Below are 22,597 nucleotides of genomic sequence, written 5' to 3'. Positions count from 1 at the left end.
GGACATGACTGTCAACCCGACCGTTCGGAGTCGCCTTGAAGCTCAAGGCTTTTGCGGACTCGACGATGAGATGCTCGAGAGTCTGGCGCCGTGGTTGCGGTGGACGTACACCCTCGGCACACTGGTCACGGTTATCGGTGTCGCGCTGATGTCACCGGGGGTGCTATGGGTGCTCGCGGCGATCACGTCCGTCGGCATACTCCTCCCGTTTCACCCGTTCGATCTGCTCTACAACTACGGGTTTCGCTACCTGACCGGTACGGGGCCGTTCCCGAAATCGGGGCGACAACGACGATTCGTCTTCGGTGTCGCGACGGCGTGGGTGTTGGCGACCGGTTGGGCGTTTTCCCTCGGTTCCAACATCTTGGGTTTGGCGCTCGGCGCGGCGCTCATTCTGGTGGGCGCGCTGGCCAGCATCACCCACTTCTGCATTCCATCGTTCATCTACAACACTGTTCTTGGCCGGCGTCCTCAGCCGACATACGGAGGGAGGAAATGACAGTTTCCGGTATCGACTTGGTCCCACTGGTCGATGAAGGGCTGGGCAACACCGCCTATCTCGTCGACCTCGGTGACGGTCGGGCGCTGGCGGTCGACGTGAGCCGAGACCTGCGGTCCGTCCATGCGGCCGCTGCGCGGCGTGGCCTGACCGTGGCGTACGCCGCCGACACACATCTGCACGCCGACTTCCTCTCCGGCGCATACCAGCTCAGTGCGACGGGCCAAACCCGGTTGCTCGCGTCGGCGCTCGGCGACCGCGAGTTCGCCCACACCGGGCTGCACGACGGCGACGAGGTCGACCTCGGCGGCCTGCGCTTGCGCGCCCTGCTCACACCCGGCCATACCCACGAGCACCTCGCGTTTCTGTTGCTCGACGGCGACCGCGAGGTCGGAGTGTTCACCGGCGGGTCGTTGATCGTCGGGTCTGCGGCCCGCACCGACCTGGTGTCCAATGAACGCACCGAGGAGCTCACCCGGGCCCAGTACGTTTCCCTACGCCGACTGGCCGCCCTGCCCGCTCACGTCGGGGTATGGCCGACGCATGGCGCCGGGTCCTTCTGCTCGGCACCGTCCGGCGTGGAACGCACCAGCACGATCGGCCACGAACTCGCCACCAACGCGCTGCTGCGAGCGCCCGATGAAAATGCCTTCGTCGCAGAGCTTCTCGGTTCGCTGGGCAGCTATCCGCCGTATTTCCGCCGGCTCGGCGAGATCAACCGCGTCGGCCCGGCTCTGCTGGACGGCGAACCCACGCTGGCCCCGCTGAGTGTCGATGCGGTTCGGGCGCAGCTTGTCGACGGTGCTGTACTCATTGACGCACGCCCCATCGACCGGTTCGGTGCCGCGCATATACCGGGCGCCATCTCGAACCCCTTACGTTCGGTGTTCGCCAGCTGGCTGGGCTGGCTGGCGCCCGCCGAGCGTCCACTTGTGATCGTGCGCGACTCCGACCAGGACGCCGCCGAGATCGCTTGGCAAGCAGCTAAAATCGGCTACGACAACGTCGTCGGCGAACTCGACGGATCGATGGCAGCGTGGACCGCGGCCGGCCACGAAACGACCCATATCGCGTTGACTCCGCCAAACCTGCTCAACGGTCGACTTGTCCTGGACATCCGGCAAGATTCTGAATACCTCGGCGGCCACCTGCCGGGCGCCATGCACATCGAACTCGGCGAGATCGCCTCCCGGGCCGACGATCTGCCCGACCAGCCGACCGTCGTGATGTGCGGCCACGGGGAACGCTCGATGAGCGCGGCCAGCCTGCTGCAGCGAGCCGGACACCGCGATCTGGCGGTGCTCGACGGCGGCCCTCAGGACTGGGTCCGGGCCACCGGCGGTCGACTAACAACTGGCGCATGAGCACAACCCCTCCACAGCTTGGATTGCGCGCCAACCTGGCTCAATTCAGCCTGCTCGTCGCGGTCAACGCGCTCGTCGGCGGAATGGTCGGTCAGGAACAAACCGTGTTACCGCTGCTGGCCGAGCAGCACTTCCACCTGACCGGCTATACCTTCCTGCTCACCTACGTGCTGGCATTCGGGATCACCAAGGCCGCCACCAACTACTTCGCCGGCACATGGTCGGATCGATTTGGCCGAAAGCCGGTGCTGGTGGTGGGCTGGCTGATCGCGATTCCTGTTCCGCTGCTGCTGATCTGGGCGCCATCATGGAGCTGGGTCGTCGCCGCCAACGTGTTGCTGGGGATCAACCAAGGACTCACCTGGTCGACCACCGTCGTCATGAAGATCGACCTCGTGGGTCCGCGCCAACGCGGCCTGGCCATGGGTTTCAACGAAGCCGCGGGTTACGGCGCCGTGGCCCTGACCGCGGTTGTCGCCGGCTACCTCGCCGCCCACCACGGCTTGCGGCCGGCGCCGTTTCTGCTCGGCCTTTCCTACGCCCTGATCGGCCTGGGCCTGAGCGTGGTATTCGTCCGAGAGACTCGCGGGCACGCGCGCCTGGAGGCCGAGCAACACGCGGCAAGCCATGGCGGGCCGTCGAACCGGGAGATCTTCACCCGCACAAGCTTCACCGAGCCGGCCCTTTCTTCGGCCAGTCAGGCCGGTCTCGTCAACAACCTCAACTTCGGAATGTCGTGGGGCCTGTTCCCGATCTTGTTCGCTACCACCGGTATGTCCGTCGAACGCATCGGGATTCTGGTGGCGGTGTACCCGGCCGTTTGGGGGGCGGGACAAATCGTCACCGGTGCGCTGTCCGACCACTGGGGCCGCAAGCACCTCATCACGGCCGGGATGCTCACTCAGGCCGCGGCGCTAGCGCTGATCGCCAGCGTCGACGCCTTCACCGGTTGGATCGCGGCCTCCGCCCTGCTGGGCGCCGGCACCGCCATGGTCTACCCCACACTGTTGGCCGCGATCGGCGATGTGGCCCATCCGCTCTGGCGGGCCCGCGCCGTCGGGATCTACCGACTGTGGCGCGACAGCGGTTATGCCGCCGGCGCGATCGTCGGAGGCATCGCCGCCGACCTCTGGGGGCTGCGCGCCGCGGTGTGGGCCGCCGCCGCCATCACAGTGGTCTCCGGCCTTATCGTTGCCGTGCGGATGTATGAAACCCACTCGCAAGAGATGCACAGTCCCGACGAGTAGCGCACGTTCACCACCGCACCGGGAGTTCTGTCAGTCCGCCGGCCAATTCGTCGGCGCGCACCGTCAGTGCCGCCACGTCGACCGCGAGCCGCAGTGTCGGAAAGCGGGAAACCAGTTGGGAGAACACCACTCGCAGCTCTATCCGGGCCAGGGGCGCGCCGAGACAGTACCGAGCGCCGTAACCGAAGGTCACGTGGCTCGTGGCCGGTCTGTTGATGTCCACTCGTTCAGGTTTCTCGAAAACTGCCGGGTCATGGTTGGCCGCGCCGAGTTCGAGCAGCACCAGATCGCCTGCCTTGATGGTGACTCCGCCGATTTCGAAGTCTTTCCGCGCGTAGCGCGGCATCTGACCGCCGCCTCTGCGCGAAGCCCGCAGCGTTTCCTCGACCGCGTTCGGCACTAACTCCGGCACGTCGACCAGCGCCTGCCACTGGCCGGGGTTGGCCAGCAAAAGCATTGCGGTGAGACCGATTTGGACAACAGTGGTCTCGTGTCCGGCGAACAGCAATACCATCGAAAGCTCGGCGACTTCGTCGTCGGAGACGCCCTCGGTTGCGCACAGACGGGAAATCACGTCGTCGCCGGGCTCGCGCCGCTTGTCGGCGACGAGCCGCTGCCCATAGGCATACAGCTCGGCCAACCCCTGTTCGGAGCGGGTGTGGTCGCGGGTGTTGGCGGCGTCGTAGCTCCAGCCGCGGAACTGCTTGCGGTCCTCATACGGCACCCCGAGCAGCTCGCAAATGACCAGTATCGGCAGCGGCACCGCCAGGGATGCATGCAAATCGGCAGGTGGTCCATGTTGGGTGAGCTCATCGAGCAGGCGCGTGGTGAGGGTCTCGACTCTCGGGCGCAGTGCCCGCATGTGCTTCGGCGCAAAGTGCGGCTGCAGCAGGGCACGCATCCGCGCGTGGTCGGTGTGTTCGGTGGCGAAGTTGCCCAACGGCCCGCCGAACAATGCCGACTCGCCCGACCTGGCCGCGGTCTCCGGTGCGGGATGAGCGCGTCCGAGTCGATCGTCGTCGAGCAGCCGCCGGACATCCGGATGACCGGTAACCAGCCACGCCGGATCGCCCACCTCGGTGCGAATGCGGTGGACCGTGCCTTGCGCCTGCAGCTGATGTAGCCGGGGCGCGACCTGTAACGGATCCGCCTGTTCGAAGGGCAGCTGCGCGATGGTGGCCATGTCGACTCCGATGTTTAAACCAGTATAAACAAGACTAGTTGTATAGTTGCCCTTAAACAAGAGGGAGTCCGATGACGCCGCAGGCTCGGCAACATGCGACAAGTCGCCCGGAGCCAATCCGGCGGCTGGCTCGTGCCGAGCGGCGCGAGCAGATCCTCGACGCAGCCACTCGCGCCTTTGCCCGCGCGGGATTCACCGCCACTGGCCTAGATGACATCGCCACGGAAGCCGGCGTCAGCCATGTGATCCTCTACCGCCACTTCGCGTCGAAAGCCGACCTATACCGCGCGGTCCTGGACCGGGCCTGCGCTCGGCTCGCCGACACCGTGGGCATCGACGACTTTCACGAAGGCACCATTGCGCTCTTGCTGCGCGCCGCCGCAGCCGATCCGGACGGGTTCCGGCTGTTGTTCCGTCACGCGGCACGAGAGCCGGAATTCCGCGATGTGACCGACGGAATCCGCTCGGCAGCGATCGAGATCGCCCAGAGCAACCTCGCCGAGCGGATCCCGCCTGGGCCCTGGCGACAGTGGGCGGCACGACTGGTCCCTACCGTGACGCTTGAGGCGGTCATCGCCTGGCTCGACACCGGCCAACCCGACCCCGATCGCGCTGCCGACCATATCCGTCGTGCCACCGACGCAGTCATCCAAGCCGCGCGCCCCAAGAATTAGCAAGTACTCACGAACGGTTGACGCAGACTTACCGTTCGTACACACTTACTGTTATGGCAACTTCGGCGGACACGGTTCTCGACGCGCTCGGGGATCGGACCCGGCGATCCATCCTGGAGAAGCTGCTGGCCGGCCCGATCGCCGTTGGCGTGCTGGCCGATCAGCTGCCGGTGTCGCGACCGGCGGTGTCGCAACACCTCCGCGTGCTCAAGGACGCGGAGCTGGTCGTGGAGTCGGTAGCAGGCACCCGTCGTCTGTATCGCATCAACCAAGCGGGGCTGATGGCCGTGCGTGACTACTTCGACCGATTCTGGGAAACCACCCTGGACAACTTCGCGATCCTTGCGGCCGCCGAGGCCGAGGCCCAAGCCCATTCCGACGACGACAACGACAAGTGAGGAGTATCGATGAGCACCGAATCCGCCGCAGTAGTAGAGGTTGTCCGATCGGTGAGCGTACCGCTGCCACCGGCGCGGACCTTCGAATTGTTCACCACCAGAATGACGGAATTCTGGCCGAAGGAACATTCCATCGGTAGCGCAGACATCGCCGGGGTGGTCCTCGAACCCGGCACCAACGGGCGGTGGTTCGAGCGTGGTGTGGACGGCAGCGACTGCCAATGGGGCCGGGTCGCAGCGTGGGATCCGCCACGTAAAGTCGTGCTGCTGTGGCAGATCGGCGCGAACTGGCAGTTCGATCCGGATTTCGAAACCGAAGTCGAGGTGACTTTCACCGATGACGGCTCCGGTCGCACCCGCGTGGATCTGTGCCACCGCAACCTGGAGCGCTACCGCGACGCCACCGAACAGATGCGGGCGGTCTTCGACCACCCGGACGGCTGGACCGGCACGCTGAAGCGCTTTGCTGATCTGGCGAAAAGCCAAGCCAATCAACAGGACTGAGGCATCCGATGGCGTCGAGCAATCAGGAGGCATCGACGATGCAGATGGCCTGCGAGGAACGTCAAGACTTCGCCGACCTGCTCGCCGGACTGTCACCCGATCAATGGGAGCAGCCCAGCCTGTGTGAGCAGTGGCGAGTACGGGACGTCGCTGCCCACGTGCTCAGCTACGAGGAGCTCAGCCGCTGGGGCTTGGTGAAGCGTTTCGCCAAGGGCGGATTCCTGCCCCACCGCGTCAATGCCGTCGGTGTGGCAGAAAACGCCACCCGCTCACCCGAGCAGCTCACCGAGCTAGCGCGTGCCTCCATCCGTCCTCGCGGCCTGACCGCGGGTTTCGGCGGCATGATCGCGCTCGTGGACGGCATGATTCATCAGCAGGACATCCGCCGACCTCTCCGCATACCGCGCGCCATTCCTCCAGAGCGGCTGCGCGCCGTGCTGGACTATGCGCTCACCGTGCCGGCGGTGCGGGGCGCGAAGCGCTCCCGCGGCGTGCGGTTGGTCGCCACCGATCTGGACTGGAGCCACGGCAGCGGGCCCGAGGTCCGCGGGCCCGCCGAAGCGATCCTGATGGCGATGGCCGCACGACCCGACGCCCTCGAAGACCTCACCGGGCCCGGCGAATCCGCGCTCGCCAGAAACATCGGCTGAGATTAGTCTCTACCGATCGGCTGTCAAGTCCAGGTCTTCGGCCGCTTCGAACTCGTCATCGATCAGCACCACATCCCGGTCGTGCCTGTCCAGGACGGAGGCCGCGATCGACGCGCGGTAGCCGGTCGTGCAGTGCACCCACGCCTGCCCGGCGGGGAGTTCGCCGATCCGGTCGGCCAGTTCGTGAAGCGGGATGTTGACCGCGCCCGGTATGCGGGATTCGTCGAATTCGTCTGTTTGGCGCACGTCGAGGACGGTCAGCTCGTCGCGGCCGATCGCATCGGCCAGCTCGGCGAAGTCGGCCACCCGATATGTGCGCTGTTCGGCCGCGGCCCCGACGGTGTGGATATCTGCGGCACCGGCGATGACGTCGACACCGATCCGGATGAGTTCGCGTCGTGCCTCTGCGATTTGATCGTCGTCTTCTCCGATCAGCGTCAGCGGTGTACCCCAGGGATGCAGCCAGCCGAGATATGTCACGAACGATCCGGACATTTCGAATCCGAAGCTGCCCGTCAAGTGTCCGGCGGCGAACGCGACGCGATGGCGAAGGTCGACGACCCACTCCCCTGCTTCAAGGCGGCGATGGAGCTCATCGGCTTCGATGACCTTGGGCATCGAAAGGTCGACGGCCGCAGGACCATTGGTGTTGATCACGCCCATGTGTGCGTAGTAATCGGGGTATGCCGACAGGCCGGCCAGCAAGTCATCGACGAAGTTCTGCTCGTCCTTGGTCAACGCCGGGTTGGTGTCGCGTTGATGCCCGATCGTGGACGAGTCCTCGGTAACGGGCGTGGCGGAGCAGAAGCTCCCAAAGCCGTGGGTCGGGTATACCTCCGCGTCGGCCGGGAGCACGTCGGCAAGGCGCCGGACGGAGTGATACTGCGCCCGCGTCAAGGCCACCGTGTCATCGGCGCCGAGCAGGTCGGTACGGCCGGAACTGCCATACAGCATGGAGCCACCGGTGAAAACCCCCACGGTGGTGCCCGATGCGTCGCGCAACTCATAGCTGACGTGGTGATGGGTGTGGCCGGGAGTATGTATGACCCGCAGCGTGATTGGGCCGGCGTCGATGGTGTCGCCGTCGCGGACTCTGCGTGCCCCATAGCCGAGGTCGTCCCCGGCGGGCACCACGTATTCGGTACCCAGCGACCGCGACAGCTCGAGCCCACCCGTCACGTAGTCGTTGTGGATATGGGTTTCCAGCACGTGCGTGATGCGGGCGTCGCCGACGACCTCGAGCACGCGGTCGATGTCACGCTGCGGATCGATGACCACCGCCGTGTCGCCTTCGGTCACGACGTAGCTGCGGTCGCCAAGCCCGGACGTCTCGATGATCGATACCTGCATAATGCCGAAGCCTCGCTACTTCTTGGCGGCCTTGGTGACCATGTCGACGGCAATGGCGGCGGCTTCGTCGATGATGATGTATCCGCAGGCCCAGGTTTCGGCGGTGAGGTTCGAGGCCACCGCAAGGGCGTGCTGGCATTCCCACCCGTCGGCATCTTCCTGCTTCGTCATCTGGGTGATCACACTGTCCTCGGCAGTGACGTCCTCGATCTCCCACAGCGAGCTGGAACTCTCGGTGTCGACCGAGATCGAGGACCCCGAACATTTTTCCCATATCGACTTGACCTTGTCGAAGAGCCCCCGCGCATCTTCGGCCGACGGGTAGAGCACGGCGGTCTGCTCGACCCAGTGATCGTTGTCGTCCTCGGGTTCGCGGGCGACCTGATCCCGCATGGCCGTCCAGCCGCTGTCGGCATAGACCGGCTCCTGGGCACCGAAGATCGTGGCGAGGCAATCGGGATCGGACACCTGCTCGGAGTAGTCCGTCATGTCGTCCAGCTCGCCGCTGACCTTCATCTGGGTTGAGCCCATGATGCCGTTGACCACACCGATCGACAGCAGCGCGCCGTCCAGCGCCGACTCGTCCAGCGGCGGCACATCGACCGGCACCGCGTTCTGGTCGCGCACCGCCGAACCGGCGACGGTGCTCACGCACCCGGAGAGCAGTACCGAGGCCGCCAGCACACCGCCGATGGCCCGAAAGGCCCGTCCCGTCGCGATCACCCCGTCATTGTGGACGACCGGCTGCCGAAACGGGGTTTGACAACACAATTGCGGGCTAGGCGATTACTTCTTTGCCTTGTCGCCGCCGCCGTCGGTCGACAATGCCGCGACGAAGGCCTCCTGCGGCACGTCCACCCGCCCGATGGTCTTCATCCGCTTCTTGCCTTCCTTTTGCTTCTCCAGCAGCTTGCGTTTGCGGGTGATGTCGCCGCCGTAGCACTTGGAAAGCACATCCTTGCGGATGGCGCGAATGTTCTCCCGGGCAATGATTTTCGAGCCGATGGCGGCCTGCACGGGCACCTCGAACTGCTGCCGCGGAATCAGCTCCTTGAGCCTTCCCGTCATCTTGCGGCCGTATTCGGCGGCCTCGTCACGGTGCACGATGGCGCTGAATGCGTCGACCGCCTCACCCTGCAGCAGGATGTCGACCTTGACCAGGTCCGCTTCCTGTTCGCCCGCATCCTCGTAGTCGAGGCTGGCATAGCCGCGGGTGCGCGACTTCAGCGAGTCGAAGAAATCGAAGATGATCTCGCCGAGCGGCATGGTGTAACGCAGCTCGACGCGCTCTGGTGAGAGGTAGTCCATGCCGCCGAGCTCGCCGCGCCGGGACTGGCAGAGCTCCATGATCGTGCCGATGAACTCGCTGGGCGCGATGATGGTGGTCTTGTCCACCGGCTCGAAGACGGTGCGGATCTTGCCGGTCGGCCAGTCGGACGGATTGGTGACGACCTTTTCGGTGCCGTCGTCCAGCACCACCCGGTAGACAACGTTCGGCGAAGTGGAGATGAGGTCCAGGTCGAATTCGCGTTCCAGTCGCTCGCGGGAGATCTCCATGTGCAGTAGGCCCAGGAATCCGCAACGGAATCCGAACCCGAGCGCCACCGACGTCTCCGGCTCGTAGGTCAGCGCGGCGTCATTGAGCTGCAATCGGTCCAGCGCGTCACGCAGGTCGGGGTAGTCGGAACCGTCGACCGGATACAGCCCGGAGTACACCATCGGCTTGGGTTCGCGGTAGCCGGTCAACGCCTCGGTGGCGCCGTGGCGTGCCGTAGTCACGGTGTCGCCGACCTTCGACTGCCGGACGTCCTTGACGCCGGTGATGAGGTAGCCCACCTCGCCGACGCCGAGGCCGTCGGCGGGTTTCGGTTCGGGTGAGACGATGCCGACCTCGAGCAGCTCGTGGGTGGCGCCGGTCGACATCATCTTGATCCGCTCGCGCGGGGTGATCTTGCCGTCGATGACGCGCACATAGGTGACCACGCCACGGTAAGTGTCGTAGACCGAGTCGAAGTTCATCGCCCGCGTCGGCGCATCCGGTTCGCCGGTCGGCGGCGGCACCTGACCTACCACGTGGTCGAGCAGGTCGGCGACGCCGTCGCCCGTTTTTCCGGAAACCCGCAGCACGTCGGTGGGTTCGCAGCCGATGATGTGAGCGATTTCCGCGGCGTAACGGTCTGGGTCGGCGGCGGGCAGGTCGATCTTGTTCAGCACCGGGATGATGGCGAGGTCGCGGTCCAGCGCCAGATACAGGTTGGCCAGCGTCTGCGCCTCGATGCCCTGGGCGGCGTCCACCAGCAGCACCGCGCCCTCGCAGGCCTCCAACGCGCGCGACACCTCGTAGGTGAAGTCGACATGGCCGGGCGTGTCGATGAGATGCAAAACATAATCGGAAGTACCGGCCTCACCCTTTACCCGCCACGGCAGGCGCACGTTCTGGGCCTTGATGGTGATGCCACGCTCCCGCTCGATATCCATCCGATCCAGGTACTGCGCCCGCATCGACCGTTCGTCGACGACACCGGTGAGCTGCAGCATTCGGTCGGCCAGCGTCGACTTGCCGTGGTCGATGTGGGCGATGATGCAGAAGTTCCGAATCTGCGCCGGCGCCGTGAAGGTCTGGTCGGCCAAACTGCTGATGGGAATCTCCTGGTCAGGATTTGTCTAGCGGGCGTGCGAGGCCCTTCCAGGGTATCGAGCGACGCTGAGCGCGACACAATCGCGCGCGGCCCGCTTCACCTATGCTGCGAACATGGCGTCGCAGTGGAAGACGTTGCAGCAATTCGCGGAGAACCTGGTGTTCAACGAGGCGCCGAAGTTCATCCGGCAGTTCCAGCCGCCCGAGGGGCTGCAGCGCGGCATCCAGCAAGGCATCAAGATGGGCCTCGACGCCATCACCGGCACCACCGACGAATCGACCGCCATCACGACCGGCCGCCCGGTGACCAAGAACAGCGTTCCCACCGCGCAACGCGCCCGCAAGCTGGTGTACGCGCCGGATCTGGACGGGCGCGCGGATCCCGGCGAGGTGGTGTGGACCTGGGTGGTTTACGAGGACGATCCAGCGCGGGGTAAGGATCGCCCGGTGTTAGTGGTCGGCCGCGACCGTCGCACCCTGCTCGGCCTGATGCTGTCCAGTCAGGAGCACCACCGCGACGACCGCGATTGGGTCGCCATCGGTTCGGGCAGTTGGGATTACGAAGAACGCGCGAGCTGGGTGTGCCTGGATCGGGTGCTGGATGTGCCCGAGGAGAGCATTCGCCGGGAAGGGGCGATCCTGCAACGCGAGACCTTCGAGATCGTCGCCGGCCGGCTGCGCGCCGAATACTCGTGGAGCTGATCTACCTCGGGTCCCGCCACATCGCCCACATGGTGGGTCCGCCATCGGGAATCTTGATCTCGCCGGTGACCTCGAAGCCGAACCGGCCGTAGTACGGGACCAGGTCCGATTTGGTGGCTTCCAGGTAGGCCGGCGCATGCTCGGCGTCGCAGCGATCCAGGCGCGAGCGCATCAGGGCCTGCCCGAAGCCCGCGCCGCGGACCGAGGGATCGCTGCCGATCACCATCAGATACCAGTGCGGTTCCTCGGGATGGTTCTCCTCCATGACCTCCATGACGGTCTGTGACGCCTGGGAGCGAGATCGGAATGCCCACATCATGGCGGGCATCATCACAAGCTGTTCCCAGCGCGACGACTTCCGCTGGCCGGGCGGATCCCACAGCGTCGCGGCCCCGAAGTCCCCGCCGCGACTAGCAACTTCGGAAGCGCCACGAGAAAGGAAGTGATGCCTGGTCAAGGTCGCGAACATCCGGGGCAGCGCCTTTGTCCTGGCCTTGTCCTCGGGCAGCATCCACATCATCACCGGGTCGTCGTAGAACGCCCGCGCCAGCACACCGGCCACCTCCCGGACGTCGGCCTTCCGGGCGGGCCGCACACCGATGTCAGCCACGGGTGATGTAGTCCTGCAGCTGCTGCTGCTCGGTCTCCAGCTCCTCCATCCGCTGCTTCACCACGTCGCCGATGCTGACGATCCCGACCAGCCGGTCGTTCTCCAGCACCGGGATGTGCCGCACCCGCTTGTTGGTCATCAGCGCGCTGAGGTGGTCGACCGTGTCGCTTGGTGCGCAGGTCGCCACGAATGTCGTCATGATCTCGGACACCGGCAGGGTCAGCAGGCCGGCGCCATGTTCGTGCAGTTTGCGCACCACGTCGCGCTCCGAGACGATGCCAGCCAGGCCATCGGGCGAAACCACCACCATGGCGCCGATGTTGTGCACCGCAAGCTCGGTGAGCAGCCCCGAGACCGAGGTCTCCGGGGTGATCGTCGCAACCGAGGCGCCCTTGGTCCGCAACACGTCCGCGATTCGCATCCTCGCCTCCATCGTGAGCCAGTTCACACCAGGTTATGTCGAAGTCGGTCACTGCGAAAGCGACTTCATTGTTTGTGACGAAAGCGCCACACCCGGCGAACGAGGCGGTAGGTATTACGCCATGATCGAAGTCACCCTGCTCGGCACCGGCAGCCCCATTCCCGACGCAAACCGTGCCGGGCCGTCCACGCTTGTGCGCGCCGGCGGGCAGACGTTTCTCGTCGACTGCGGGCGCGGCGTGCAGCAGCGGGCCGCCGCCGTCGGTGTGGGCGCCAACGGCCTGACGGCGCTGCTGCTCACGCACCTGCACAGCGATCACATCGCCGATCTCGGCGACGTGATCATCACCCGATGGGTGACGACGTTCGTCCCCGACCCGCCGCCGCTGCCGATCATCGGTCCGCCGGGCACCGCCGAGGTCGTCGACGCCACGCTGAAGGCATTCGGGTACGACATCGGTTACCGGATCGCACATCACGCCGACCTGACCGGGCCGCCGCCGGTCGAGGTGCACGAGTACACCGACGGCTCGGTCTGGGACCGCGACGGCGTGCGGATCCGGGTGGCGCCGACCGATCACCGGCCGGTGGCTCCGACGATCGGGTTCCGGGTCGAACACGCGGACGCGTCGGTGGTGCTGGCCGGCGACACCGTGCCGTGCACCAGCCTCGACGGGCTGGCCGCCGGCGCGGGCGCGCTCGTGCACACCGTGATCCGCAAGGACCAGATCGAGGCCCTGGGCCAGCAGCGCATCCGCGACATCTGCGACTACCACTCTTCGGTCGAGGAGGCCGCCGCCACCGCCACCCGCGCCGGCGTGGGCATCCTCATCCTCACCCACTACGTGCCCGGCATCGCGCCAGGTCAGGAAGACGATTGGCGCGCGTTGGCCGCCTCCGCGTTCAACCGGCAGATCGAACTGGGCGACGACCTGCATCGCGTCGAGGTGCACCCGGGCGTGAGCGTCACCCGGTCAGGTGGGTAGCGGGCCCAACTCTTAGGCCAGCCGGGTGATTTCGACGACGACGTCGAGGTCGGTCGACCCCTCACCGGAATAGATGCCCTTCAGTGGCGTCACATCCGAATAGTCGCGGCCCACACCGACACTGATGTACTGCTCGTTGATCTCGGCGTCGTTCGTGGGGTCGTAGTTCCACCATCCACCGGTCCAGGCCTGGATCCACGCGTGGCTCTGGCCGTCGATGGTGTCTCCGACCACGGCTTTGCGGTTGGGATGCAAGTACCCCGAGACATACCGTGACGGAATTCCCATGCTGCGCATCAGGATCAACGACAAGTGGGCGAAGTCCTGGCAGACGCCCTTGCCTTCGCGCAGCGCGTCCAGACCCGACGAATGCACACCGGTGGTTCCCGCGACATAGTTCAGCTCACTGTGCACCCAATGAGCGGCGGCGACGACGGCTTCCTGCGGATCGTGGTATTTGGCGATGCGCTCGCCGACGCGTCCGATTCGCTTGCTCTGCGGTGTGTAGTGGGTGGCGCTGAGCACCTCGTCGAACCGGTCAGCCATGGATTCGGTGTGCAGATCGTCCCAACCGACCTTTGCCTCGGGAAGCTCTCCCGTGTCGGTCTCCACGACCGACGACGAGGTGACCTCCAACTCGGTGTGCGGTGCGTGTAGGTCGAAGGCGGTCACCGCGGTGCCCCAGTAGTCGACGTAGCGGTAGGAGCGCGTCGCGGGAACGGTCTCGACCCGGTTGAGGATGACGTTCTGCCGGGAATCGGACCGCGGCGTCAGGCGGCACTCGTTGAACGATGCGGTCACCGGTGACTTGTAGGCATAGCCCGTCGAGTGCACAACCCGCATGCGCCACATCAGTGCTGTTCCTCGCGCGAGACGCTCGTCATTAAATCTCACCCTCCTCGATGACCAGCGAGCCATTGCGACCGGCATCGTGCCAAGCCACCCAGGGTGCGGAGTGAAAGTATTGCAGCGCCAAAGCTTCGCCGACTTCATGGCAGGTCCGCTGCAGCCCGGCGAGGTGCTGCTCGAGCGATTCCAGAAGTGGCCCGGGGCGGAGGAACTCCAGTTCGCTGCGGGCCCGTCCGAGCAGCCGCTGCGCTTCGGCGGTGGCGCCGAGCCGGTCGTGCGGCCGATTCATGAGTTCGTCGAGGCTGTGTTCGGCCAGTCGCAGCGAATAGAAGACGGACCGTGGGAACAGGCGGTCCAGCAGCATGAACTCGACGACCCGGCCGGCGTCGAGCGCGCCGCGGTAGGTGCGCAGATAGCTGTCGTGCGCACCGGCGGATCGCAGCAGCGTGACCCACGCGGGCGAGGATGCGCTGTCGCCAACCCGGGACAGCAGCAGCCGCACGGTCATGTCCACCCGCTCGATCGCACCGCCGAGCACCATGAACCGGTAACCGTCGTCTCGCGACAGCGTCGAGTCCGCCAGCCCGGCGAACATTGCCGCACGACCCTCGACGAACGACAGGAATTCGTGTGGCCCAAGCCGTTTGGCGGCGCGCTCGCGCTCGGCCAGCGAGTTGTATGTGCTGTTGAGGCACTCCCAAATCTCGGTTGATGTGACTTCGCGTGCACCGCGGGCATTCTCGCGGGCGGCCGAGATCGAGTCGACGATCGAACAGCCCCCGTGGTTGTCCCGGCTGAACGCGACCAGGTCGGTCAGTGACCACACGTCCAGCTCGTGTTCGGGTGCATCGATGCCCAACACCCGCAGCAGTGTTCGCGACGCCTGGTCCGGATCGACGCTGGAATCTTCGAGGAGTTGGTGAACGGTGACATCGAGGATGCGCGCGGTGTCGTCGGCACGCTCGACGTAGCGGCCGATCCAGTACAGCGATTCGGCGTTGCGCGCCAACATCATCGTCTCCTCTTCGCGCGAGCGCTCATCGGAAGTCCATCAGCCGCCTGCTGTTGCTGTTGCTGGCTCTGCTGCAGACCCGGTGAGTGCACCTGCGACTGCTGTTGCTGCTGCGCAGACGTCGACCGCTCCTTGTCCTTGTCGGCCTTGGGCCCCTTGGGCGCCTTGGGTAGAGACCGCACCACCTCGGCGGCGCCCAGTTCGCGGTCGGCGACCGACGCCCGCGACGCCAGCACCCAGGTGTCCTTGGAGCCGCCGCCCTGGCTGGAATTGACCACCAGCGATCCTTCCGGTAGCGCGACCCGGGTCAGCCCGCCCGGCAGCACCCACACATCGTCGCCGTCGTTGACCGCGAACGGCCGCAGGTCGACATGGCGGGGTGCGAGCCGGTCGTCGATCTGGGTCGGCACCGTTGACAGTTGCACCACCGGCTGCGCGATCCAGCCGCGCGGATCGTTGCGAATCTTCTTGCAGATCGCGGCCAGTTCCTTCTCCGACGCCGCCGGGCCGAACACGATGCCGTAGCCGCCGGAGCCCTCGACCGGCTTGACGACCAACTCGTCGACCCGGTCCAGCACCTCCTCGCGCTCGTCGTCCAGCCAGCAGCGGAACGTATCGACGTTCGCCAGCAGCGGCTTCTCGCCCAGGTAGTACTCGATGATCGCCGGGACATAGGTGTAGACCAGCTTGTCGTCGCCGACGCCGTTGCCCACCGCACTGGAGATCACCACGTTGCCCGCCCGCGCCGCGTTGAGCAGGCCGGCGACCCCGAGCACCGAGTCGGGACGGAACTGCATCGGGTCGAGAAACGCGTCGTCGATCCGGCGGTAGATGACGTCGACCTGTCGTTCACCCTCGGTGGTTCGCACGTACACGGTGTTGTCGCGGCAGAACAGGTCGCGTCCCTCCACGAGTTCGACGCCCATCTGCCGGGCCAGCAGCGAGTGCTCGAAGTAGGCCGCGTTGTAGACGCCGGGAGTGAGCACGACGACCGTCGGGTCGGCCTCGTTTGACGCCGCCGCGTTGCGCAGCGCCCGCAGCAGGTGCGACGAGTAGTCGCCGACCGCGCGCACCCGGTGGGTGGCGAACAGGTTCGGGAAGACGCGCGCCATCGTGCGCCGGTTCTCCATCACATAGGAGACCCCGGACGGCGAGCGCAGGTTGTCCTCCAGCACCCGGAAGCTGCCCTGCTCATCGCGGACGAGGTCGATGCCCGCGACGTGGATACGGACCCCGTTGGGCGGAACGATGCCCGCGGCCTCGCGGTGGAAGTGCTCGCAGGAGGTGACCAGCCGGCGCGGGATGACCTCGTCACGCAGGATCTCCTGGTCGCCGTAGATGTCGTCGAGGTAATGCTCCAGCGCCTTGACCCGCTGGGTAATGCCACGATCAAGCCGCGACCATTCGGCGGCAGAGATCACCCGCGGCACGAGATCCAGCGGAAACGGACGCTCCTGGCCGGACAGCGAGAACGTGATGCCCTGATCGATGAACGCGCGGCCCAGTGCTTCGGCGCGGGCTTCCAATTCGGAGGCATCCGACGGGGCAAGCTCGGCGTAGATGCCTTTGTACGGGCCGCGGACGTTGCCCTGCGCGTCGAACATCTCGTCGAACGCGCCGGAGTAGGTACCCAGGTTGTTATAGCCGTCGAAGATCCGCTCGTAGGTGGTGGCCGGCTGCGGTTTGCGGGCCGACCGAACGGTTTCGGCCGGCAGGCTTCGAAGGCTCACTCATGCCATGCTGCACCACCTCGGCCGTTTAGGCAGGCCAGTGGGCTTCTCTTTTGGGAGATCGGCGACCGCGCTGGTAACCTGAACAGTCGCTGCAGCTGCCGGGCACTGGCAGACCTCAGGGCAATCCAACCGAGATTTACGAAGGAACTAGCGCGTGGCCAACATAAAGTCGCAGGAAAAGCGCATCCGCACCAACGAGCGCGCCCGACTGCGCAACCAGTCGGTGAAGTCGTCGCTTCGCACGGCTGCGCGCGCGTTCCGTGAGGCTGCCGAGGCCGGCGACAAGAAGAAGGCCGCCGAGTTGCTGGTGTCGACCAATCGCAAGCTGGACCAGGCCGCCAGCAAGGGCGTGATCCACAAGAATCAGGCGGCGAACAAGAAGTCGGCGCTGACGCGCACCCTCAACAAGCTCTGAGCGGTTAGCGGGCCCCGTCCGCAACCAGCTCGGCCACCTTCCGGACCGCCGCTTCCAGCGCGTAATCGGCGTCTGCCGCGGCACCCTTGACGTCGGCGTTCAGCGTCGCCACCAATTGCATCGCCTTCGCGACCGACTCCCGCGACCAGCGGCGCGCCTGCTTCTGCGCCTTCTGCACCCGCCACGGCGGCATACCCAGCTCGGCCGCCAGCCGGTACGGGTCACCCGACAGCGGCCCGACCCTCGCAATGGTGTGCACCGCCTCGGCCAGCGCATCGGCCAATACGACTTGCGGCTCGCCGCTCATCATCGCCCAGCGCAGCGCCTCGGCGGCGCCCGCGATGTCACCCACAACGGCCTTGTCGGCGATGTCGAACCCCTTCACCTCGGCCTTGCCGCTGTAGTAGCGGCGCACCGCGGCGGGGTCCACCCGCCCGTCGGTGTCGGCGGTCAGCTGTGAGCACACCGACGCGAGTTCACGGATGTCGGAGCCGACGGCGTCGAGCACGGCGGTGACGGTGTCGTCGGAGACCTTGACCCGCAGCGCGCGGAACTCGGCGCGGACGAAATCCGCCCGCCCGGAGGCTTTGACGATCCGGGCGCACGGGTGTATCTGCGCGCCGAGGTCCTTGAGCTGACCGGCCAGCGCTTTGGCCCGCCCACCGCCGGAGTGCACGACGACGAGGATCGTGCCCTGCGGCAGCTCCGCCGCGGCCGTCGCGATGAGGGCAACCGCCTCCTTGCCGGCTTCGGCGGCGGCTTCCAACACCACCACCCGCTCGTCGGCGAACAGCGAAGGACTCAGCAGCTCGGCCAGCTCGCTGGTGCTGACCTCGCCGGCCCGCATCCGGTTCACCGGCACGTCGTCGGTGCCCGCCTGTTTGCGGGCGGCACCAAGGACGTCCGCTACCGCCCGCTCGACAAGAAATTCCTCGTCCCCAAGAACCAGGTGCAATCCCGGAAGCGATTGGCTCACCACCCGATGGTGTCATGGCTGGCCGACAGTCCCGACACCGTCCAGCCCAACAGGCACACCGCCACACCGCACAACCCGAGCCGGACCCAGCGCCACCGCCACAGCATGACGGCGGCCAGCCCGGCCCCGGCGACCGTGAACGCGCCGAGTGGCCCGGCGGGGACCGGCACGGATGCGCCGGGAACGCCCGCGGCCCAGTGGGCGACCTTCAACAACCACCACAGCTCGGGTCCGGTGAACCGGATCAGCAGCTCGGCGCCGGCCGGCCACAACGCGGACAGTGCCGCGGCCGCGGTGCCGACCACGGTGATCGGGATGATGACGGCAGTCACCGCCAAGTTGGCGGCCACCGCCACCACACTGACGGTGCCGGAGATGGCGGCGACGAGTGGCGCCGTGACGAGTTGCGCGGCCACGGCAACGCTGACCGCATCGGCCAGCGGCTTGGGCCAGCCCCGGCCCACCAGTCGCCGTGACCACGCCGGCGCAATCACGATCAAGGCGGCGGTCGCCGACACCGACAAGGCGAAGCCGACATCAACGGCAAGCTCCGGCGCTGCGATCATCAACACGATGACCGTCGCCGACAGAGCGGGAAGCGCCTGCCGGCGGCGATGCGACAGCATCGCCAGTAGCGTGATGCCGCCCATCACCGCCGCGCGCAACACACTCGCCGACGGTTGCACGACGACGACGAATACGATCAGCGCCACCGCGGCCAATGCGACGGCCACCCGCGGGCCGACCAACCCGGCCGACAACAGCACCGCCCCGCAGACAATCGTCACGTTGGCTCCGGATACCGCGGTGAGATGGGTCAGCCCCGATGCCCGGAACTCCGCCGTCGTCTGGCTGGTCAGCGCCGAGGTGTCGCCGAGCACCAGGGCGGGCAGCATCGCCGCCTGGACGGTGGGCAGAGCCGAGCGCGCCGCGTCGGTGAACGTGGTCCGCACCCGGTGCGCCGCCCGCTGTATCCCGGCCGCCTCGCCCAACGTCGGCTCGCCGGTTGCCGACAACACCGCGACGGTGAGATCGCGCCGGCTCGGCCTGGTGATGCGGGCGGTGAATGCGGCCGGTTGCCCCGCGGTCAGCTCACCGAATCCCAGGACGGACGTGAAAACCACCACCCGGCCCGACATTTCATCGGGGCCAACGAACCGCAGCGAACCGCGAAACATCATCCGGCCACCGCCCAGCGACCGTGGCGACTCGCTCGGCGTGACGATGACGGCGGCGACCGTGCCATAGCGGTCGACGATCGGATGGTGGCGCAGGTCGTCAACGCGAAGTTGCACCGCGACGGCGAAGCCGAGTCCGGCCAACAAGACGCCGACCGTGCCGGCGCCCGCCGTCCGCACCGCGGCACCGAGCCCTCGGCCACCGCTACCACAGGCCGCCGCACCGACCGTGACGGCCATCGCCACCAGCAGCGCGACGATGACGCCGCCGACCGGCCAGAGGATTCCGGCGGCGGTGACGGCCCAGCTGGTCAGCGCCGCCGGTACCAGACGCAGGTCCAGCCGAAGCCCGCGCCGGTCTACGGCGGTCACACATGGACCTGGGCGCGTAGCTTCTCCAGGCGCGCGGGACCGATGCCGTCGACATCGGCGAGTTGGTCGACGCTGGTGAACGGTCCGTTGGCGTCCCGCCAGGCGATGATGGCCTCGGCGGTCACCGGGCCGACACCGGGCAGGGTGTCGAGCTGCTCGAAGGTCGCGGCGTTCAAGTCCACCAAACCTTCTGGCGGCGCGGCACTTCCGTTGGCTGTGGACGGGCTCGGCGCAGCGCCCGATTCGGACTTGACGGAGCTGCCCATCGAGGTCGGCTCCCCGGGCGGTGCGGCGATGCCGACGATGATCTGCTCGCCGTCGGTGACGCGGCGCGCCATGTTCAGACCGATCATGTCGGCGCCGTCAAGCGCGCCTCCGGCGGCGGCGAGCGCGTCCGCGATCCGCGCGCCCGGTGTCAACGTCACCAGGCCGGGCTTGTGTACCAGGCCCACCACACTCACCACGACCGGCTCGTCTGGTTTTCCGGTGGCCGCGCTCGGCGTCGGACTTGCCGACGAAACCATTTGCACGGGCGGCAATTTCGCTGACACCACGGGTGGCGGTTTGTCCCGAACCACGGTGAAGACAGTGACAAGAATCGCGATCACACCGACGATTCCCAGCGCGATGACGCCGGCGCGGCCGGGATCGGCGCGGATGGCCGCCAGCCACTCCGGCCGGTCACCGGCCTTGGCCTCGGGCAGCCAACGCGACAACGAGGTAGCGGGGTTGTCGTCGTCGCCGTCCTTGCTCATATCGAGTTCTTCACCGAGCCGGCGGTGCAGCAGCTCGGCGGGCGGTTCGGTTGCCATGCCCCCGACGGTAGGCACGGCGGCCGTCCAGACTGAACCAACGAGCGGCGGGCAGCGCAGGCTGTGGATCAACTCCCGACTGTGGAGCCACCCAATTAGGGTCTACCGCATGAGCACATCTACTTCCGACCGGCCGCTTCGGGTGATCCAGTGGACCACCGGAAACATCGGGCGCCGGTCGCTGCACGCCATCATCGGCCGGCCCGACATGGAGCTGGTCGGCGTCTACGCGCACGGCGCCGACAAGGTCGGGGTGGATGCCGCCGAACTGTCGGGCTGGCCCGAGCCCACCGGAGTGACGGCCACCAACGACATCGATGCGCTGATCGACTTGAGGCCGGACGCCTGCTGCTACAACCCGCTGTGGCCCGACATCGACGAGCTGACTCGGCTACTGGAGTCCGGCGTCAACGTCTGCTCCAGCGCTGCCTGGATCACCGGCGGCAAACAGACCCCCGAGGACCTCGATCACATCCGAAAGGCCTGCGAAAAGGGCAATTCGACGATCTTCGGCAGTGGCGCTCATCCGGGCATGACCAACATGGTCGGCATGGTGCTCAGCGGGTCTTGTGAGCGGGTCGACGAGATCAGGATCACCGAGTCGGTGGACTGCTCCACTTATGAGTCGGCCGGCACCCAAACGGCGATGGGCTTCTCCCAGGACCCCGATACCCCCGGCCTGGCCGAGGGCGTCCGGCGGGAAAGCGAGGTGTTCGCCGAGTCGGCGGCGATGATGGCCGACGCCATCGGCGCAAAGCTGGACCGGATGACGTTCGACGTCACCTTCACCCCCGCCACCGGCCACACCGATCTCGGCTTCATGCAGATCCCCAAGGGCACGGTGGGCGGTGTCTACGGTTATCACCGCGGCTGGGTCGGCGACAAGAACGTGGTCAGTGTGGGCTTCAACTGGACCATGGGTGATCACGTGACACCGCCCAAGCCGCTCGAGCACGGTCACGTCATCCAGGTCTTCGGGCTGCCCAATATGCGCACGGTGCTGCACTGTCTGCCGCCGAAGGACTGGACCGAGCCCGGCTTCATGGGCCTGGGCATGATCTATACCGCCCTGCCGGTGACCAACGCCGTCCCGGCGGTTGTCGCGGCGACGCCCGGCATCGTGACGCTGGCGGACCTGCCGCCGGTCACCGGCCGCGCCGCGTGCTGATTACCTTCGCGGTCACGAGTCTTCCAGCAGTTGTACGCACACGCCGACCGCTCCGCCGCCGACGTGGATGGAGAGAACCGGTCCCATGTCGCTGACCGTCAGCCGCTCAACCTGGGGCAATCGCGTCGTCAGCGCCGCGGCTACCTCGTCGCCGGCGTCATGGTTGTCGACATGGTGCACCGCGATTGCCGCTCGCCTCTCGCCCACGATGTCCGCGACTTGGTCGATCATCGCCGCATGCGCCTTCGTCACGGTGCGGATCCGCTGAGCCAGCACCAAACGGCCGTCCACGTCAAGGCACAACAGCGGTTTCAACGACAGCGCCGTACCCAACCACGACGCCCCCCGGCCGATTCGGCCGCTGCGCCGCAGATTATCCAGCCGGTGCACCACGATGAACGCGTCCCCGCGCGGGACGGCCGAACGAGCCGCGGCTTCAACGGCATCCAGGTCGTCGCCGGACGCCGACGACCGCGCCGCGGCCAGTGCCACGAAGCCCACACCCATCGCCGCCGACCTGGAGTTGACCAACCGCACAGCCGGGCCGAACTCACGGGCGGCCTGCACCGCCGAGCTGAAGGTGCTCGACAACGCTGCCGAAATGTGCACCGCGACCACTCCGTCGGCGTCGCTGTCGTGCAGCGCCTGGCGGTAGGTGTCGGCCAGCTCTGCAGGCGTGGCGCCCGCGGTGGTTACATTGGGGCGTTCGTGAATGTCATAAGGCACGGTATCCACGCCGTCGCGCAGGTCGCTTCCGTCGACCAGTACGTGCAGCGGTACCTGCCGAATCTCCCACTGCTTCAACTCATCCGGCTGCAGGCGCGACGACGAATCGGTCACCACCACGACGGCCATGG

At 66.7% G+C, this 22,597-nt stretch carries 23 protein-coding genes and 1 pseudogene; 11 read left to right on the top strand and 13 right to left on the bottom strand.

Annotation, left to right across the window (positions count from 1 at the left end):
- Positions 1–4 precede the first annotated feature (4 nt).
- From ACRDU5_RS09100 to ACRDU5_RS09090, 3 genes are read left to right on the top strand one after another with little or no spacing between them, the layout of a single operon-like run.
- Positions 5–499 (top strand): DUF4395 family protein, encoded by a 495-nt coding sequence (locus ACRDU5_RS09100; RefSeq protein ID WP_526614152.1) that lies wholly within the window; start codon positions 5–7, stop codon positions 497–499.
- Positions 496–1,863: a rhodanese-like domain-containing protein gene (locus ACRDU5_RS09095; RefSeq protein WP_526614151.1), complete on the top strand. Its 1,368-nt coding sequence runs from the start codon at positions 496–498 to the stop codon at positions 1,861–1,863. The genes ACRDU5_RS09100 and ACRDU5_RS09095 overlap by 4 nt, the downstream gene beginning before the upstream one ends.
- The gene (locus ACRDU5_RS09090; protein ID WP_526614150.1) at positions 1,860–3,110 is read left to right on the top strand and encodes an MFS transporter; all 1,251 of its coding nucleotides are present in this window, start codon (positions 1,860–1,862) and stop codon (positions 3,108–3,110) included. The genes ACRDU5_RS09095 and ACRDU5_RS09090 overlap by 4 nt, the downstream gene beginning before the upstream one ends.
- A 7-nt stretch (positions 3,111–3,117) precedes the next feature.
- Here ACRDU5_RS09090 and ACRDU5_RS09085 read toward each other — a convergent pair whose 3' ends face one another.
- Complete coding sequence (locus ACRDU5_RS09085; RefSeq protein ID WP_526614149.1) at positions 3,118–4,293, bottom strand: cytochrome P450; 1,176 nt, start codon at positions 4,291–4,293, stop codon at positions 3,118–3,120.
- A gap of 71 nt (positions 4,294–4,364) precedes the next feature.
- On the opposite strand from ACRDU5_RS09085, the gene ACRDU5_RS09080 reads away from it, so the two are divergent.
- From ACRDU5_RS09080 to ACRDU5_RS09065, 4 genes are read left to right on the top strand one after another with little or no spacing between them, the layout of a single operon-like run.
- Positions 4,365–4,967 (top strand): TetR/AcrR family transcriptional regulator, encoded by a 603-nt coding sequence (locus tag ACRDU5_RS09080; RefSeq protein WP_526614148.1) that lies wholly within the window; start codon positions 4,365–4,367, stop codon positions 4,965–4,967.
- A 53-nt stretch (positions 4,968–5,020) separates the two neighbouring features.
- The gene (locus ACRDU5_RS09075) at positions 5,021–5,365 is read left to right on the top strand and encodes an ArsR/SmtB family transcription factor (RefSeq protein ID WP_526614147.1); all 345 of its coding nucleotides are present in this window, start codon (positions 5,021–5,023) and stop codon (positions 5,363–5,365) included.
- Between the two features lie 9 nt (positions 5,366–5,374).
- Entirely contained in the window at positions 5,375–5,869 is a 495-nt protein-coding gene (locus tag ACRDU5_RS09070) for an SRPBCC family protein (RefSeq protein ID WP_526614146.1), read from the top strand.
- A 38-nt stretch (positions 5,870–5,907) separates the two neighbouring features.
- Positions 5,908–6,519 (top strand): maleylpyruvate isomerase family mycothiol-dependent enzyme, encoded by a 612-nt coding sequence (locus ACRDU5_RS09065; protein WP_526614180.1) that lies wholly within the window; start codon positions 5,908–5,910, stop codon positions 6,517–6,519.
- Between the two features lie 9 nt (positions 6,520–6,528).
- On the opposite strand, the gene ACRDU5_RS09060 is transcribed toward ACRDU5_RS09065, so the two are convergent.
- The 3 genes and pseudogenes from ACRDU5_RS09060 to lepA form a co-directional block, all read right to left on the bottom strand.
- Complete coding sequence (locus ACRDU5_RS09060; RefSeq protein ID WP_526614145.1) at positions 6,529–7,869, bottom strand: MBL fold metallo-hydrolase; 1,341 nt, start codon at positions 7,867–7,869, stop codon at positions 6,529–6,531.
- 15 nt (positions 7,870–7,884) lie between these two features.
- Positions 7,885–8,592: a sensor domain-containing protein gene (locus ACRDU5_RS09055; RefSeq protein ID WP_526614144.1), complete on the bottom strand. Its 708-nt coding sequence runs from the start codon at positions 8,590–8,592 to the stop codon at positions 7,885–7,887.
- Between the two features lie 63 nt (positions 8,593–8,655).
- Positions 8,656–10,586, bottom strand: a pseudogene (gene lepA, locus ACRDU5_RS09050) (translation elongation factor 4).
- Positions 10,587–10,621: 35 nt separating this feature from the next.
- On the opposite strand from lepA, the gene ACRDU5_RS09045 reads away from it, so the two are divergent.
- Positions 10,622–11,209, top strand: a complete 588-nt coding sequence (locus tag ACRDU5_RS09045) for a type II toxin-antitoxin system PemK/MazF family toxin (protein WP_526614143.1) — start codon at positions 10,622–10,624, stop codon at positions 11,207–11,209.
- 1 nt (position 11,210) lies between these two features.
- Here ACRDU5_RS09045 and ACRDU5_RS09040 read toward each other — a convergent pair whose 3' ends face one another.
- Both ACRDU5_RS09040 and ACRDU5_RS09035 read right to left on the bottom strand, forming a co-directional pair.
- On the bottom strand, positions 11,211–11,819 hold the full coding sequence (locus ACRDU5_RS09040) for a GNAT family N-acetyltransferase (RefSeq protein WP_526614142.1): 609 nt from the start codon (positions 11,817–11,819) through the stop codon (positions 11,211–11,213).
- Positions 11,812–12,240, bottom strand: coding sequence for a CBS domain-containing protein (locus tag ACRDU5_RS09035; protein ID WP_526614141.1), 429 nt, complete (start codon positions 12,238–12,240; stop codon positions 11,812–11,814). The genes ACRDU5_RS09040 and ACRDU5_RS09035 overlap by 8 nt, the downstream gene beginning before the upstream one ends.
- Before the next feature lie 121 nt (positions 12,241–12,361).
- Here ACRDU5_RS09035 and ACRDU5_RS09030 point away from each other — a divergent pair, with 121 nt between their 5' ends.
- Entirely contained in the window at positions 12,362–13,225 is an 864-nt protein-coding gene (locus ACRDU5_RS09030) for a ribonuclease Z (RefSeq protein ID WP_526614140.1), read from the top strand.
- Between the two features lie 12 nt (positions 13,226–13,237).
- Here ACRDU5_RS09030 and ACRDU5_RS09025 read toward each other — a convergent pair whose 3' ends face one another.
- Genes ACRDU5_RS09025 through ACRDU5_RS09015 form a run of 3 tightly spaced genes read right to left on the bottom strand, consistent with a single transcriptional unit; the run spans position 13,238 to position 16,690 of the window.
- Complete coding sequence (locus ACRDU5_RS09025) at positions 13,238–14,077, bottom strand: transglutaminase-like domain-containing protein (protein WP_526614139.1); 840 nt, start codon at positions 14,075–14,077, stop codon at positions 13,238–13,240.
- Between the two features lie 31 nt (positions 14,078–14,108).
- Positions 14,109–15,086, bottom strand: coding sequence for an alpha-E domain-containing protein (locus tag ACRDU5_RS09020; protein WP_526614138.1), 978 nt, complete (start codon positions 15,084–15,086; stop codon positions 14,109–14,111).
- Complete coding sequence (locus ACRDU5_RS09015; protein WP_526614179.1) at positions 15,086–16,690, bottom strand: circularly permuted type 2 ATP-grasp protein; 1,605 nt, start codon at positions 16,688–16,690, stop codon at positions 15,086–15,088. Before ACRDU5_RS09015 ends, ACRDU5_RS09020 begins: the two co-directional genes overlap by 1 nt.
- 283 nt (positions 16,691–16,973) lie before the next feature.
- Between ACRDU5_RS09015 and rpsT the strand changes: the two genes are divergently transcribed.
- Positions 16,974–17,234, top strand: coding sequence for a 30S ribosomal protein S20 (gene rpsT / locus ACRDU5_RS09010; RefSeq protein ID WP_526614137.1), 261 nt, complete (start codon positions 16,974–16,976; stop codon positions 17,232–17,234).
- Positions 17,235–17,238: 4 nt separating this feature from the next.
- Here rpsT and holA read toward each other — a convergent pair whose 3' ends face one another.
- Genes holA through ACRDU5_RS08995 form a run of 3 tightly spaced genes read right to left on the bottom strand, consistent with a single transcriptional unit; the run spans position 17,239 to position 20,572 of the window.
- Positions 17,239–18,210, bottom strand: coding sequence for a DNA polymerase III subunit delta (holA, locus tag ACRDU5_RS09005; protein WP_526614136.1), 972 nt, complete (start codon positions 18,208–18,210; stop codon positions 17,239–17,241).
- A complete protein-coding gene (locus ACRDU5_RS09000) occupies positions 18,207–19,760 on the bottom strand; it encodes a ComEC/Rec2 family competence protein (protein WP_526614135.1) in 1,554 nt (517 codons plus the stop codon). Before ACRDU5_RS09000 ends, holA begins: the two co-directional genes overlap by 4 nt.
- Entirely contained in the window at positions 19,757–20,572 is an 816-nt protein-coding gene (locus tag ACRDU5_RS08995) for a ComEA family DNA-binding protein (protein WP_526614134.1), read from the bottom strand. The genes ACRDU5_RS09000 and ACRDU5_RS08995 overlap by 4 nt, the downstream gene beginning before the upstream one ends.
- Positions 20,573–20,681: 109 nt before the next feature.
- Here ACRDU5_RS08995 and ACRDU5_RS08990 point away from each other — a divergent pair, with 109 nt between their 5' ends.
- Positions 20,682–21,740, top strand: a complete 1,059-nt coding sequence (locus tag ACRDU5_RS08990) for an NAD(P)H-dependent amine dehydrogenase family protein (protein WP_526614133.1) — start codon at positions 20,682–20,684, stop codon at positions 21,738–21,740.
- A 12-nt stretch (positions 21,741–21,752) separates the two neighbouring features.
- On the opposite strand, the gene ACRDU5_RS08985 is transcribed toward ACRDU5_RS08990, so the two are convergent.
- On the bottom strand, positions 21,753–22,595 hold the full coding sequence (locus tag ACRDU5_RS08985) for a DegV family protein (RefSeq protein ID WP_526614132.1): 843 nt from the start codon (positions 22,593–22,595) through the stop codon (positions 21,753–21,755).
- Between the last annotated feature and the right edge of the window lie 2 nt (positions 22,596–22,597).

It is taken from the genome of Mycobacterium sp. (assembly GCF_050701515.1).
Lineage (GTDB): Bacteria > Actinomycetota > Actinomycetes > Mycobacteriales > Mycobacteriaceae > Mycobacterium.
Note: the sequence above shows the minus strand (reverse complement) of the source record. Positions and strands in the feature narration are given on the sequence as shown.

Bases quoted from the DNA above. Each gene is read 5' to 3' on its own strand.
- ACRDU5_RS09100 (WP_526614152.1), top strand. From the start codon at position 5: ATGACTGTCAACCCGACCGTTCGGAGTCGCCTTGAAGCTCAAGGCTTT.
- ACRDU5_RS09095 (WP_526614151.1), top strand. From the start codon at position 496: ATGACAGTTTCCGGTATCGACTTGGTCCCACTGGTCGATGAAGGGCTG.
- ACRDU5_RS09090 (WP_526614150.1), top strand. From the start codon at position 1,860: ATGAGCACAACCCCTCCACAGCTTGGATTGCGCGCCAACCTGGCTCAA.
- ACRDU5_RS09085 (WP_526614149.1), bottom strand. From the start codon at position 4,293: ATGGCCACCATCGCGCAGCTGCCCTTCGAACAGGCGGATCCGTTACAG.
- ACRDU5_RS09080 (WP_526614148.1), top strand. From the start codon at position 4,365: ATGACGCCGCAGGCTCGGCAACATGCGACAAGTCGCCCGGAGCCAATC.
- ACRDU5_RS09075 (WP_526614147.1), top strand. From the start codon at position 5,021: ATGGCAACTTCGGCGGACACGGTTCTCGACGCGCTCGGGGATCGGACC.
- ACRDU5_RS09070 (WP_526614146.1), top strand. From the start codon at position 5,375: ATGAGCACCGAATCCGCCGCAGTAGTAGAGGTTGTCCGATCGGTGAGC.
- ACRDU5_RS09065 (WP_526614180.1), top strand. From the start codon at position 5,908: ATGCAGATGGCCTGCGAGGAACGTCAAGACTTCGCCGACCTGCTCGCC.
- ACRDU5_RS09060 (WP_526614145.1), bottom strand. From the start codon at position 7,869: ATGCAGGTATCGATCATCGAGACGTCCGGGCTTGGCGACCGCAGCTAC.
- ACRDU5_RS09045 (WP_526614143.1), top strand. From the start codon at position 10,622: ATGGCGTCGCAGTGGAAGACGTTGCAGCAATTCGCGGAGAACCTGGTG.
- ACRDU5_RS09035 (WP_526614141.1), bottom strand. From the start codon at position 12,240: ATGCGAATCGCGGACGTGTTGCGGACCAAGGGCGCCTCGGTTGCGACG.
- ACRDU5_RS09030 (WP_526614140.1), top strand. From the start codon at position 12,362: ATGATCGAAGTCACCCTGCTCGGCACCGGCAGCCCCATTCCCGACGCA.
- ACRDU5_RS09025 (WP_526614139.1), bottom strand. From the start codon at position 14,077: ATGTGGCGCATGCGGGTTGTGCACTCGACGGGCTATGCCTACAAGTCA.
- ACRDU5_RS09020 (WP_526614138.1), bottom strand. From the start codon at position 15,086: ATGTTGGCGCGCAACGCCGAATCGCTGTACTGGATCGGCCGCTACGTC.
- ACRDU5_RS09015 (WP_526614179.1), bottom strand. From the start codon at position 16,690: ATGTTCGACGCGCAGGGCAACGTCCGCGGCCCGTACAAAGGCATCTAC.
- ACRDU5_RS08995 (WP_526614134.1), bottom strand. From the start codon at position 20,572: ATGGCAACCGAACCGCCCGCCGAGCTGCTGCACCGCCGGCTCGGTGAA.
- ACRDU5_RS08990 (WP_526614133.1), top strand. From the start codon at position 20,682: ATGAGCACATCTACTTCCGACCGGCCGCTTCGGGTGATCCAGTGGACC.
- ACRDU5_RS08985 (WP_526614132.1), bottom strand. From the start codon at position 22,595: ATGGCCGTCGTGGTGGTGACCGATTCGTCGTCGCGCCTGCAGCCGGAT.